This window comes from Pseudomonas sp. OE 28.3 (assembly GCF_014268205.2).
GTDB classification, from domain to species: domain Bacteria; phylum Pseudomonadota; class Gammaproteobacteria; order Pseudomonadales; family Pseudomonadaceae; genus Aquipseudomonas; species Aquipseudomonas edaphica.
Window position 1 is genome coordinate 845,218 of sequence record NZ_CP077082.1, and the last position, 13,701, is coordinate 858,918.

General features: G+C 59.6%; 11 protein-coding genes. 9 read left to right on the top strand and 2 right to left on the bottom strand.

Annotation, left to right across the window (positions count from 1 at the left end):
* Together pncB and HU759_RS03645 are read right to left on the bottom strand one after the other, a co-directional pair.
* Nucleotides 1-1,215 (bottom strand): nicotinate phosphoribosyltransferase, encoded by a 1,215-nt coding sequence (gene pncB, locus HU759_RS03640; RefSeq protein ID WP_017138441.1) that lies wholly within the window; start codon nt 1,213-1,215, stop codon nt 1-3.
* Nucleotides 1,216-1,429: 214 nt separating this feature from the next.
* Complete coding sequence (locus tag HU759_RS03645) at nt 1,430-2,317, bottom strand: LysR family transcriptional regulator (RefSeq protein ID WP_017138440.1); 888 nt, start codon at nt 2,315-2,317, stop codon at nt 1,430-1,432.
* A gap of 153 nt (nt 2,318-2,470) precedes the next feature.
* Between HU759_RS03645 and HU759_RS03650 the strand changes: the two genes are divergently transcribed.
* The 9 genes from HU759_RS03650 (at nt 2,471) to HU759_RS03690 (ending at nt 13,628) form a co-directional block, all read left to right on the top strand.
* Nucleotides 2,471-3,961 (top strand): aldehyde dehydrogenase family protein, encoded by a 1,491-nt coding sequence (locus HU759_RS03650; protein WP_017138439.1) that lies wholly within the window; start codon nt 2,471-2,473, stop codon nt 3,959-3,961.
* Nucleotides 3,962-4,115: 154 nt separating this feature from the next.
* A complete protein-coding gene (locus tag HU759_RS03655; RefSeq protein WP_138453889.1) occupies nt 4,116-5,399 on the top strand; it encodes an FAD-binding oxidoreductase in 1,284 nt (427 codons plus the stop codon).
* Between the two features lie 374 nt (nt 5,400-5,773).
* Nucleotides 5,774-6,910 (top strand): branched-chain amino acid ABC transporter substrate-binding protein, encoded by a 1,137-nt coding sequence (locus HU759_RS03660; RefSeq protein WP_099548106.1) that lies wholly within the window; start codon nt 5,774-5,776, stop codon nt 6,908-6,910.
* Between the two features lie 249 nt (nt 6,911-7,159).
* The gene (locus HU759_RS03665) at nt 7,160-8,074 is read left to right on the top strand and encodes a branched-chain amino acid ABC transporter permease (RefSeq protein WP_017136076.1); all 915 of its coding nucleotides are present in this window, start codon (nt 7,160-7,162) and stop codon (nt 8,072-8,074) included.
* A gap of 2 nt (nt 8,075-8,076) precedes the next feature.
* Nucleotides 8,077-9,354, top strand: coding sequence for a high-affinity branched-chain amino acid ABC transporter permease LivM (gene livM, locus HU759_RS03670; protein ID WP_017136077.1), 1,278 nt, complete (start codon nt 8,077-8,079; stop codon nt 9,352-9,354).
* Nucleotides 9,351-10,226 (top strand): ATP-binding cassette domain-containing protein, encoded by an 876-nt coding sequence (locus HU759_RS03675; RefSeq protein ID WP_017136078.1) that lies wholly within the window; start codon nt 9,351-9,353, stop codon nt 10,224-10,226. The genes livM and HU759_RS03675 overlap by 4 nt, the downstream gene beginning before the upstream one ends.
* Nucleotides 10,223-10,939, top strand: coding sequence for an ABC transporter ATP-binding protein (locus HU759_RS03680; RefSeq protein ID WP_186617993.1), 717 nt, complete (start codon nt 10,223-10,225; stop codon nt 10,937-10,939). The genes HU759_RS03675 and HU759_RS03680 overlap by 4 nt, the downstream gene beginning before the upstream one ends.
* 821 nt (nt 10,940-11,760) lie before the next feature.
* Nucleotides 11,761-12,525 (top strand): SDR family oxidoreductase, encoded by a 765-nt coding sequence (locus tag HU759_RS03685; RefSeq protein WP_058422443.1) that lies wholly within the window; start codon nt 11,761-11,763, stop codon nt 12,523-12,525.
* Between the two features lie 197 nt (nt 12,526-12,722).
* Nucleotides 12,723-13,628 (top strand): cation diffusion facilitator family transporter, encoded by a 906-nt coding sequence (locus HU759_RS03690; protein WP_138817088.1) that lies wholly within the window; start codon nt 12,723-12,725, stop codon nt 13,626-13,628.
* Nucleotides 13,629-13,701: the final 73 nt, after the last annotated feature.

Below are 13,701 nucleotides of genomic sequence, written 5' to 3' on the forward strand. Positions count from 1 at the left end.
TCACTCCTTGCTGGAAAGGGCAGGTACTTTAAAAACGTGACGCAAATAGGCGACAAAATTGGGGTCGGTGCAGTGGGTCTTGCCTGCCTCATCGGAAATCTTCGCCACGGGCTGGCCATTACAGGCAGTCATTTTAAGCACGATGCTCATCGGTTCAACACCCGGAATGTCACAGGTCAGGTTGGTGCCGATACCGAAGCTGACATTAATGCGACCGCGCAATGCGCGGAAAATCTCCAGGGCCTTGGGCAGCGTCAGGCTGTCGGAGAACACCAGGGTCTTGCTCATCGGCTCGATACCGAGCTTGTGGTAGTGGGCGATGGCTTTTTCGGCCCATTGAATCGGGTCACCGGAGTCGTGGCGCAGGCCGTCGAAGAGCTTGGCGAAGTACAGGTCGAAATCGCCCAGGAACGCGTCGGTGGTGATGCAGTCGGTCAGCGCGATGCCGAGCAGGCCACGGTATTCGCGTACCCAGCAATCGAGGGCGGCGATCTGGCTGTCGATCAGGCGCGGGCCGAGTTGTTGGTGGGCCATGATCCATTCGTGGGCCATGGTGCCCAGCGGTTTCATGTCGAACTCGCGGGCCAGGTGCACGTTGCTGGTGCCGACAAAACGCCCGGGGAAGTCGTGCTTGAGCACGCTGACCACTTCTTCCTGCACGCGGTACGAGAAGCGCCGGCGGGTGCCGAAGTCGGCCACTTGCAGCTCCGACAGTTCTTCGCTGCTGGCATTGGCGGACAGCCAGTCGAACTTGCGGTACAGCTGTTCGCGGGCCTGTTCGAGGATGACGGTCTGGTAGCGGTAGCGGTTACGCACTTCGCTGACGATGGCCAGCATCGGCACTTCAAACAGGATCACATGCAGCCACGGCCCGCGCAGGCGGATAAACAGCTCGCCGTTTTCGATGCCGGTTTGCACGTAGCGCAGGTTGAAGCGAAACAACCCCAGAAAGCGCAGGAAGTCCGGCTTCATAAAGCTGATGCGTTCCAGGAAGCCCAACTGGTCGGGGCTCAGGCTCAACTCGGCGAGGCGTTCGATCTGGTAGCGGATTTCCGCCAGGTACGGGCGCAGGTCTTCACTGTTGCGGCAACGAAACTCCCATTCAACTTCCACGTTCGGGTAGTTGTGCAGCACCGCCTGCATCATGGTCAACTTGTAGAAGTCGGTGTCGAGCAAGTTCTGCACGATGCGATCGGCAAACACACTCTCGCTCATAACGGGAATCTCCAGACGGGTCGGCGATGGGCGCCGGCCTTTACGCACAATTAAGGAAGGGTGCTAGTGGCGCATAGACCTGTAGGGTTTTGCCAGTGATTTTTTCAGTGCGGCCACTGGCCTCATCGCAGGCAAGCCAGCTCCCACACTTGAAATGCATTCCAAAGGTGGGCGCTGGCTTGCCTGCGATAGCGGTGGTGCAGCCCAAAAAGAGCTAAACCTGCTCCATCATCCACTTCACAAACTCACGCACCTTGGGCACCTCCGCCGAATGCTCGGGATACGCCAGGTAATACGCATCCTGGCTGGGCATCGCATGCTGCCAGGGAATCACCAGCTTGCCCTCGGCCAGCTCTTCTTCCACCAGAAAGCGCGGCAACAAGGCCACGCCACAGCCGACCTGCGCCGCCCGAATGCACATATAAAAGGTATCAAAACGCGGCCCGTGGTAGCTGTGCTCGGTCTGGTAGCCCTGGCTGGCGAACCAGTCATGCCAGCCTTGCGGTCGCGAGGCGTTTTGCAGCAGCACCAGGTTGCTCAGTTGCGTGGGGTCGGTGAATGGCTGCGCAGGCAAGCTCTCTGGCGCACACACCGGCACCAACTCTTCGCTGAACAGTTTCAGGCTCTCGGTGCCCGGCCGTGAACGCTGGCCGAAGTAGAAAGCCATGTCGGCCTTGCCTTGCAACAGTTCGTCCGGCTCCTGCTCGTTGCACAGGTCCAGGTGGATCTGCGGGTGACGCAAACGCCAGCCCTTGAGGCGCGGCACCAGCCAGCGCGCGCCGAACGTGTAGGGCGTGGACACGCGCAGCACTTCGGTCTCGCCGCCGTAGGAGCGCAGGTAGTGGGTGGACATCTCCACTTGCGTGAGGATCTTGCGCACTTCCACCAGGTACAAATCCCCTGCCGGGGTCATCTGCAAGCGGCGGCGCACCCGGCGAAACAATAGGTGTTGGAGCAATTCTTCCAGCTGCGCGACCTGCTTGCTCACCGCGCTTTGCGTGAGGTTCAGTTCCTCGGCAGCGCGGGTGAAGCTCAGGTGGCGGGTGGCGGCTTCGAAACACTGCAGGGCGGTGATCGAGGGCAAATGTCTTTTATTCAGCACGGCACGCCTCTTTTTATTCTTTGCATGAGTAAACGGAATGATATCTCGCCTAATCGTCGTTTGTTGGCAAGTCTTGGGCCAGCTACAAATAAGGTCTGGATCGCCGTGTCTGTGGCGGCGCGAATTTTCTGTTTGAGTTTGAAGGAGTGACCCATGGTTGCCGCATTGCTTGACCGTCTCGGGGTAAACCCGGCGCTGTACCAGTCGGGTAAACAGCCCGTGCATTCGCCGATTGATGGCAGCCGTATCGGCAGTGTGCACTGGGAAGGTGCCGCTGAAGTGGAGCAGCAGGTCAGTCGCGCCGAGCATGCATTCGAGGCCTGGCGCAAGGTGCCGGCACCGCGTCGCGGCGAGCTGGTGCGCCAGTTCGGCGATGTATTGCGCGAATATAAAGCCGACCTGGGCGAGTTGGTGTCGTGGGAGGCCGGCAAGATCACCCAGGAAGGCTTGGGTGAAGTGCAGGAGATGATCGACATCTGCGACTTCGCCGTGGGCCTGTCCCGCCAGTTGTACGGCTTGACCATCGCCTCCGAGCGCCCAGGCCACCACATGCGTGAAACCTGGCACCCGCTGGGTGTGGTCGGCGTGATCAGCGCCTTCAACTTCCCGGTCGCCGTGTGGGCGTGGAACACCACGCTGGCGCTGGTGTGCGGCAACGCGGTGATCTGGAAACCCTCGGAAAAGACCCCGCTGACCGCCTTGGCCTGCCAGGCATTGTTCGAGCGCGTACTGAAGAAGTTCGACGGCGCCCCCGACTACCTCAGCCAAGTGATCATTGGCGGCCGTGACGCCGGTGCGGCGCTGGTGGATGACCCGCGCGTTGCGCTGATCAGCGCCACCGGCAGCACGCGCATGGGCCGCGAAGTGGCGCCGAAAGTCGCCGCACGTTTCGCCCGCAGCATCCTTGAGCTGGGCGGCAACAACGCGATGATCCTCGGCCCAAGCGCCGACCTCGACATGGCCGTGCGCGCCATTCTGTTCAGCGCCGTCGGCACTGCCGGCCAGCGTTGCACCACCTTGCGCCGTTTAATCGCCCATGAGTCGGTCAAGGAAGAAATCGTTACCCGTCTCAAAGCCGCCTATTCCAAAGTGCGCATCGGCCACCCGCTGGAAGGCAACCTGATCGGCCCGCTGATCGACAAGCACGGCTTCGAGAACATGCAGGACGCCCTGGAGCAAGCCTTGAGCGAAGGCGGCAAGGTGTTCGGCGGCAAGCGCCAGCTGGAAGACAAGTTCCCGAATGCCTACTACGTGTCGCCGGCCATTGTGGAGATGCCCGAGCAAAGTGACGTGGTGTGTACCGAAACCTTCGCGCCGATTCTGTATGTGGTTGGCTACAGCGACTTCACCGAAGCCTTGCGCCTGAATAACGCCGTGCCGCAAGGCCTGTCCTCGTGCATCTTCACCACCGACGTGCGTGAAGCCGAGCAGTTCATGTCGGCGGTGGGCAGTGACTGCGGCATCGCCAACGTCAACATCGGCCCGAGCGGCGCGGAGATTGGTGGCGCGTTTGGCGGTGAGAAAGAGACCGGTGGTGGGCGTGAGTCGGGTTCGGATGCATGGCGCGGGTATATGCGTCGCCAGACCAATACCGTGAACTACTCGTTGGAGCTGCCCTTGGCCCAAGGCATCACCTTCGACTGATCCCCCAAGTCGAAGTGGGATCAATGTGGGAGCTGGCTTGCCTGCGATAGCGGTGGTGACTGATACACCGCTATCGCGGGCAAGCCAGCTCCCACAGTTGATTGGGTTTGCAGTTCGGAAATAGTTGTTTGTTGGGTCTCATCGGAGTCTGGCAATGGCACTACGCGAAACATGTTTATGGGAACAACTCACCCCAGGCCGGCCCGATCGCGCCGCGCTCAAGGGCGAGGTCAAGGTTGATGTGTGCGTGATCGGTGCCGGTATCACCGGCTTGTCGGCCGCCATTCATTTGCTGGAACAAGGTAAAAGCGTCGCCGTGCTGGAGGCTCATCGCACCGGCCATGGCGGTTCGGGGCGTAACGTCGGGCTGGTCAACGCCGGTATGTGGATCCCGCCGGACGAGATCGAAGCCGGTTTTGGCGAGGCGGTGGGCATTCAGCTCAACCGCATGCTGGGCGCGGCACCGTCGCTGGTGTTCAGCCTGATCGACAAATACAAGATTGATTGCCAACTGCGCCGTGAGGGCACCTTGCACATGGCGCATAACGCCCGTGGCGAGGCGGATTTGCGCAGTCGCGAAGAGCAATGGAAACGCCGTGGCGCCCCCGTCGAGCTGCTCACGGGCCAGGCGTGTGAACAGGCCACCGGCACCAAAAAGATCGCCGCCGCCCTGCTGGACCGGCGCGCTGGCACCTTGAACCCAATGGCCTACACCAGTGGCCTGGCGAATGCCGCCGTGGGGCTTGGCGGGCAACTGTTCGATCATTCGCCAGTCACTCAGCTTGAACGCCAAGGTGCAGTCTGGTCGGTGCAGACCACCCAAGGTTCAGTGCAGGCGGCGCAAGTGGTGATCGCCTCCAACGCCTATACCGAAGGTGAATGGACTGAGCTGCGGCGCAACTTTTTCCCCGGCTATTACTACCAGGTCGCCTCGGCACCGCTGACGGACGACGCCGCCAAACAGATCCTCCCCGGCGGGCAGGGCTCGTGGGACACACGCCAGGTGTTAAGCAGCATCCGCCGCGACGCGGATGGCCGCTTGTTGCTCGGCAGCCTGGGCAATGGCAACCAGAAACCGACGTGGTTCCTCAAGGCGTGGGCCGATCGGGTGCAGCAGCATTACTTCCCGTACCTCAAATCGGTGCAGTGGGAATGCACTTGGACCGGCTGCATCGCCTTCACCCCGGACCACCTGATGCGCCTGTTCGAGCCGGCCCCCGGTCTGGTCGCCGTCACCGGTTATAACGGCCGCGGCGTGACCACGGGCAGTGTGGTGGGCAAAGCCTTTGCAGACTATTTGTGTCACCAGAACCCACAGGCGCTGCCGATCCCGTTTGCGCCGATGCAACCGCTGGCCGGGGTGGGCCTGCGCAGTTGCCTGTATGAAGCGGGGTTCTCGCTGTATCACGCCGGGCAATGCCTGCGGATCGTGGTCTGATCAGCGAAATACCTGTCAAAAGCCTGCATCTTCTTAGCAGGCTACTAATCTGTATTGGTGCAAGTCGTAGCAATCACGCACTGTAAATGTGCAGTTCCGTTACGCACATTGTTACAGCTGTAGGAACTGTCGTTTATGCATCCGGTTGCAGGTGCGACCTGCCAGGGTTGTACTTTTTGGATTCATTGGTTGCACCTTTCGATGCTAGACGGTTGCACGTACTGGCAAAGGGAGTCGAAACGCCTGTAATAACAATGACACCGTGTCTTTTTGAAGAATAAAAAAGTAATGGCACGCGCCTTGCTCTGGGCTTTCCTGTGAAAGTTTGACGCGAATTCGTAGTGCCAATAAACAAAAACCTCGGAGCACCACTCATGTCCCAGACGTTTTACAAGAAAGGTTTTCTGGCCCTCGCCGTTGCAGCGGCGTTGGGTGTTTCTGCGTTTGTTCAAGCTGATGTGAAGATTGGCGTGGCAGGCCCGATGACGGGCGCCAACGCAGCTTTCGGTGAGCAGTACATGAAGGGTGCCCAAGCGGCAGCCGATGTTATCAACAAGGCCGGTGGCATCAACGGCGAGCAGATCAAACTGGTTGCCGGTGATGACGCCTGTGAGCCCAAGCAAGCCGTGGCCGTGGCCAACCGCTTGGCCGACCAGGACAAAGTGATCGGCGTGGTCGGGCACTTCTGCTCGTCCAACACCATCCCGGCGTCTGAAGTGTATGCCGATGCGGGCATCATCATGATTACCCCGGGCTCCACCAACCCACAGGTAACCGAGCGTGGTCTGAGCGCCGTGTTCCGCATGTGCGGGCGTGACGACCAGCAAGGCATCGTGGCCGGCGACTACATCGTCGACGTGCTCAAAGGCAAAAAAGTAGCGGTCATCAACGACAAGGACACCTACGGCAAAGGCCTGGCCGACGCTACTGCTGCCCAGTTGACCAAGCGCGGCGTCAAGCCGGTGCTGGAAGAAGGCCTGACCCGTGGCGAGAAAGACTTCAGCGCGCTGGTCACCAAAATCCGCTCCACTGGTGCGGACGTCGTGTACTTCGGCGGCCTGCACCCGGAAGCCGGTCCGCTGGTTCGCCAGATTCGTGAAGCCGGCCTCAAGGACGTCAAGTTCATGTCCGATGATGGTGTCGTGACCGACGAACTGGTGGCCACCGCTGGCGGCAAGCAATACGTGGATGGTGTGTACATGACTTTCGGCGCCGACCCGCGCCTGCTGCCAGACAGCAAAACCGTGGTGGAAGAGTTCCGTAAAAACGGCACTGAGCCAGAAGGCTACACCCTGTACGCCTACGCCTCGATCCAGGCCCTGGCGGCTGGCTTCAACGGCGCCAAATCCAACAAAGGCGAAGACGCCGCCAAGTGGCTCAAGGCTCACCCGGTGAAAACCGTCATGGGCGAAAAAGCCTGGGATACCAAGGGCGACCTGAAAATCTCCGACTACGTGGTTTACCAGTGGGATAAAGACGGCAAATACCACCAGTTGGAAAAGCAGAAGTAAGAACAAGCACCACGGAACCCATGTAGGAGCGGGCTTGTTGTGGGAGCTGGCTTGCCTGCGATACAGGCACCTCGGTACTTCAGTAATACCCAGGTGATGCAATCGCAGGCAAGCCAGCTCCCACACAAGCCAGCTCCCACACAGGGCCCCGCTCCCACAGGGAGTGGTGTTGATATCGATATCTGTCTTTTCCTCCAGAAGCGCCGCGCACTCAACCGTGTGCAGGTGCTCACCGCGTGAGATTGCGTTATGGATGGTATTTTCCTGCAGCAACTGGTCAACGGCCTGACCCTCGGGTCGGTCTACGGCCTGATCGCCATCGGCTACACAATGGTCTATGGCATCATTGGCATGATCAACTTCGCCCACGGCGAGGTTTATATGATTTCCGCTTACCTCGCGGCGATCAGTCTGGCACTGCTGGCTTACTTCGGCATCGAATCCTTCCCGCTGCTCATTCTCGGCACTCTGATCTTCACCGTGGTCGTCACCGGCGTGTACGGTTGGGTCATCGAGCGTGTCGCCTACAAACCGCTGCGCAACTCCACCCGACTGGCACCGCTGATCAGCGCCATCGGTATCTCCCTGATCCTGCAAAACTATGCGCAGATCGCTCAGGGCGCGAAACAACAAGGCATTCCAACCCTGCTGGCCGGCGCCTGGCGCGTCGATATCGGCACGGGCTTCGTGCAGTTGACCTACACCAAGGTGTTTATCCTGGTGGCCGCGTTTCTCGGCATGGGCCTGCTGACCTACATCATCAAATACACCAAGCTCGGCCGCATGTGCCGCGCCACCCAGCAAGACCGCAAGATGGCCTCGATCCTGGGCATCAACACCGACCGCGTGATCTCCTACGTGTTCGTCATCGGTGCCGCCATGGCCGCCCTGGCCGGCGTGCTGATCACCCTCAACTACGGCACCTTCGACTTCTATGCCGGCTTCATCATCGGCATCAAGGCATTTACCGCAGCGGTACTCGGCGGCATCGGCTCCCTGCCTGGGGCGATGTTGGGCGGGATCATCCTGGGTATCTCCGAGTCGCTGTTCTCGGGGTTGATCAACTCTGACTACAAAGACGTGTTCAGCTTCTCCCTGCTGGTGGTGATTCTGATCTTCCGTCCTCAGGGCCTGCTTGGTCGCCCACTCGTGGCTAAGGTGTAAACATGTCTGCTGCCAAATCTATCGATATCAAGAAAAGTGTGGTCGATACGGTCCTTGCCGGGCTGATTTCGTTGATCGTGTTCGGTCCGATTGTCGGCGTGGTCCTCGACGGGTATAGCTTTAACCTCGAGCCTGCGCGGGTGGCCACGTTGGTCGCCATCGTGATGGCCGGGCGCTTTGCCTTGAGCCTGTTCCTGCAAACCCCCAAGGGCGTGAAGATCCTGCAGGGTTTCGAGAGCAGTGGCTCCGGCGTGCACGTGTTGCCGCCGGACTACAAATCGCGGCTGCGCTGGATCATCCCGGCACTGATCGTGATCGCGATCGTGTTCCCGATCTTCGCCAACAAGTACCTGCTGACCGTGGTGATTCTCGGGCTGATCTACGTGTTGCTCGGCCTTGGCCTGAACATCGTGGTGGGCCTGGCCGGTTTGCTCGACCTGGGTTACGTGGCGTTCTACGCCATCGGCGCCTACGGCCTGGCGCTCGGTTATCAATACCTGGGCCTGGGCTTCTGGAGTGTGTTGCCCCTGGCGGCCATCGCTGCCGCGCTGGCGGGCTGCATACTCGGGTTCCCGGTGTTGCGAATGCACGGTGACTACCTCGCCATCGTGACCCTGGGCTTTGGTGAAATCATCCGCCTGGTGCTCAACAACTGGCTGTCGTTCACCGGTGGCCCCAACGGTATGCCGGTGCCTTCGCCGACTTTTCTCGGCCTGGAGTTCGGGCGCAAGGCCAAGGATGGCGGGATTCCGTTCCACGAGTTCTTCGGCATCGATTACAACCCCAACATCAAGTTCATGTTCATCTACATCGTGCTGTTCCTGGTGGTGCTGGCCGTGCTGTACATCAAGCACCGCCTGACCCGCATGCCAGTGGGCCGCGCCTGGGAAGCCTTGCGCGAAGATGAAATCGCCTGCCGTTCCATGGGCCTGAACCATGTACTGGTCAAGCTTTCGGCGTTCACCATTGGGGCCTCGACTGCGGGGCTGGCCGGGGTGTTCTTTGCCAGCTATCAGGGCTTCGTCAACCCGTCGTCGTTTACCTTCTTCGAGTCTGCGCTGATCCTGGCCATCGTGGTGTTGGGCGGCATGGGCTCGACAGTCGGTGTGGTGATTGCGGCGTTCGTCTTGACCGTCGCGCCGGAGTTGCTGCGCAGCTTCTCCGAGTACCGTGTGCTGCTGTTTGGCGTGTTGATGGTGGTGATGATGATTTGGCGGCCACGCGGGCTGATCCGCATCAGCCGAACCGGTGTGACCCCACGTAAAGGAGTGGCGCCATGAGCAAAGAAGTCGTCCTCTCAGTGGAACACCTGATGATGCACTTCGGTGGCATCAAGGCCTTGAGCGATGTGAGCCTCAAGGTCAAACGCAACTCGATCTTCGCCCTGATCGGCCCCAACGGCGCGGGCAAGACCACGGTGTTCAACTGCCTCACCGGCTTCTACAAAGCCAGCGGCGGCAAGATCGAACTGAACATTCGTGGCAAGCAGACCAACGTGATCCAGTTGCTCGGCGAACGCTTCAAGGCCGTCGACTTTGTATCGCCAAAAAGCTTCTTCAGCCGCGTGTACTACAAGATGTTCGGCGGCACCCACCTGGTCAACCGCGCAGGGTTGGCGCGGACCTTCCAGAACATTCGCCTGTTCAAGGAAATGTCGGTGCTGGAAAACCTGCTGGTGGCCCAGCACATGTGGGTCAACCGCAACATGCTGGCGGGCATCCTCAACACCAAGGGCTACCGCAAGGCCGAAAGCGATGCCCTCGACCACGCCTTCTATTGGCTGGAAGTGGTGGACCTGGTCGACTGCGCCAACCGCCTGGCCGGTGAGCTTTCCTACGGCCAGCAACGCCGCCTGGAAATCGCCCGCGCCATGTGCACCCGGCCGCAGATCATCTGCCTGGACGAACCGGCAGCGGGCCTCAACCCGCAGGAAACCGAAGCCCTCAGCGCGATGATTCGCCTGCTGCGCGACGAACACGACCTGACAGTGGTGCTGATCGAACACGACATGGGCATGGTGATGAGTATTTCCGACCACATCGTGGTGCTCGACCACGGCAACGTGATCGCCGAAGGCGGCCCGGACGCGATCCGCAACGACCCGAAAGTGATTGCCGCCTACCTGGGCGCAGACGAAGAGGAGCTGGTATGAGTGCACCTATCCTCGAAATGAAGGACCTGGACGTGTTTTACGGCCCGATCCAGGCCCTGAAAAAAGTCTCGCTGCACATTAACGAAGGCGAAACCGTGAGCCTGATCGGCTCCAACGGCGCGGGTAAATCCACGCTGCTGATGTCGATTTTCGGCCAGCCGCGCGCCGAGTCCGGGCAAATTCTGTACAACGGCGTCGACATTACCCACAAGTCGTCCCACTACATCGCCTCCAACGGCATTGCGCAGTCGCCGGAAGGGCGGCGGGTGTTCCCCGACATGACCGTCGAGGAAAACCTGCTGATGGGCACCATCCCGATTGGCGACAAGTATGCGCAGGAAGACATGCATCGCATGTTCGAGCTGTTCCCGCGGCTCAAGGAGCGGCGCACCCAGCGCGCAATGACCATGTCCGGTGGTGAGCAGCAAATGCTCGCCATCGCCCGCGCGCTGATGAGCCGGCCCAAACTGCTGTTGCTGGACGAACCGAGCCTGGGCCTGGCGCCCATTGTGGTGAAGCAGATCTTTTCCACACTGCGCGAGCTGGCCGCCACCGGGATGACTATCTTCCTGGTGGAACAGAACGCCAACCACGCGCTGCGCCTGTCGGACCGGGCCTATGTGATGGTCAACGGCGAGATTCGCCTGACGGGCACCGGCAAGGAATTGCTGGTGAATGAGGAAGTGCGCAACGCCTACCTCGGCGGGCATTGATCTAAAGGCATGACGCAATAACCCCATGTGGGAACCGGCTCTCTGTGGGAGCTGGCTTGCCTGCGATGCAAGCACCTCGGTCTTTCAGGTAGACCGAGGAGATGCCATCGCAGGCAAGCCAGCTCCCACATGAAACGGTTCCCACAGGTATTTTTGGGGTGTTTTCAGTGCTCCCGCCAAATTGTGGAAAACAAATCCAGCCCACCTCCAAAGCGCGACATATAGCCGCCGCAAATCCCTGTTTTGTCACAGTTTTGACTTGTCCCCATCCGCTGTGGAACCGGCTGTGGGTAACGTGGGAGTAGCTGGCTGCAAGCCTTTAAAACCGTGGCTTGCAGCGTGGTGGTTGTTTATTGATCAGCCGGTTTTTGCTGGCCTGCCGAGGGCTTTGTCAACCTGTTTAAAGACACAGGTATATGACTGATTTATGTCGGAACAGCCTGTGGATAAGTCTGTGATTAAACTCTGGAAAGACGGCCGCAGAGGCCGGAATGACTGGCCTGGAGCCATCGTTCGGATTTTCCCTCTTGCCATTGGGCTACATACGCCTTGGCCAAGGTCAAGCAAAAAACTTTCTGAAATCGCCTGCAAGCCTTGTATAGAGCGGCTTGGCGCTTTTTACACTTGCCCCCAAAGACTGTGGGCGCAGTTGTGGATAACCTGCGTGCATATGGCTGCACGCCACGTTCTATAAGGCTTTGCCTGAAGTGATCAAAAAACAACCAGCCGTGTATGAAGTTATGCGCTTAGCGGTTGCTGCAATCGCGGCGTAAGGGCATTCTGCTGGCTGTTTTTTTTCCGATGCCCGCAAGGAGAACACCATGTCCGACACGCTGTTTATTACTGGCGCCACCTCTGGTTTTGGCGAAGCTTGCGCCCGTCGTTTTGCCGACGCTGGCTGGAAACTGGTGCTTACCGGCCGTCGTGCTGACCGTTTGAATGCCTTGGTCGAAGAGCTTTCCAAGCAGACCGAAGTGCATGGCCTGGTGGTGGACGTGCGTGACCGCAAGGGTATGGAGGAGGCCATCGCCAACCTGCCGCCGTCGTTCGCCAAGTTGCGCGGGCTGATCAACAACGCCGGCCTGGCCGTGGGCACCGACCCTGCGCCCAAGTGCAGCCTCGACGATTGGGAAACCATGGTCGACACCAACATCAAGGGCCTGCTGACCACCACCAACCTGCTGTTGCCGCGCCTGATCGCCCATGGCCGTGGCGCCGGCATCATCAACCTGGGGTCCATCGCCGGCAACTACCCGTACCCGGGCAGCCACGTGTATGGCGGCTCCAAGGCGTTCGTGAAGCAGTTCTCGCTGAACCTGCGTTGCGACCTGCAAGGCACCGGCGTGCGCGTGACCAACATCGAGCCAGGCCTGTGTGAGAGCGAGTTCTCGCTGGTGCGCTTTGGCGGTGACCAGGCGCGTTATGACGCGACCTATGCCGGTGCCGAGCCGATCCAGCCGCAGGACATTGCCGACACGATCTTCTGGGTGATGAATACCCCGGCGCACGTGAACATCAACCGGTTGGAGCTGATGCCGGTGAGCCAGACCTGGGCTGGGTTTGCGATTGAGCGTGGGGCCAAGTAAGGCTTAAGACCGCGTTGCGTCCTTCGCAGGCAAGCCAGCTCCCACACTTGACCGAGTTCCTGCATGAGAATGCGGCCGAATGTGGGAGCTGGCTTGCCTGCGATGGCGTCAAATCGGCCAAAACAGGACATAAGGTACACTCCACTCCTGAAAACCCCTCCGCACTGTGCGGTTTAAAGGTTTTGACGGGAGGAAATGTGAGTAACCGAGGTGAGCAGGCACTGCTCAAACAATCGACGATTCTGATGTTCGCGGTCGCGATCGCCGGGATTGTCACGGGTGTGATATCTGGCGCCCAATCCATTTTGTTCGACGGCTTTTTCTCGCTGATCGCCACCGCCATCAAGGTGTTGATGCTGATCACGGCCAAGCTGATCGCCAAAAAAAGCAACGAGCGCTTCCAGTTCGGCTACTGGCACCTGGAGCCGATGGTGCTGCTGATCGAAGGCAGCTTCCTGTTGTTGATCGCGATCTACGCGTTTCTCAACGGTGTGTTCGGCATCATCAATGGCGGGCGTGAGATTGAGTTGGGACTGGTGATCGTCTACGCGGCAGTGTTTACCGTGGTCGAGTTTGCCTACTTCTTCTACGTGCGCTATCGCAATCGCACGCTCAAATCTTCACTGATCCAGTTCGACAACATCAGTTGGCTGGTGGACGCGATGCTGTCGGTGGGCTTGCTGATCAGCTTCCTCGCTGCGCTGTTGCTCAAGTCCCAGGGCTATGGCGAGTGGGCGGTGTATGTCGACCCATTGATCCTGATTCTGCTGGCCCTGAGCATGCTGGCGCCGGCGTTCAAGATCCTGCGCCCGGCGTTGCGTGAGGTGCTGGGAATTGCCCCGGACCACTTGGATGACAAAGTGCGCGAAGTGATGGATGCCGCCCAGGCCAGGCACGGTTTTGATGATTACGTGTCTTACGTGCAAAAGCACGGGCGGGCGCGGTTTATCGAGATTCATGTGGTGTTGCCGGCCAATTACCCGGTAGATAACGTGGCGACGCTTGATGGGCTGCGCGAGGAGATATCCACAGGGTTGGGTACGCCGGATGCGGCGCGCTGGCTGACGATCAGTTTTACTGGGGATCGCAAGTGGATTGCATGACAGTCAGGTAGACCGCTATCGCAGGCAAGCCAGCTCCCACATTTGACTGTGTTCACACATCAAAATGTGGGAG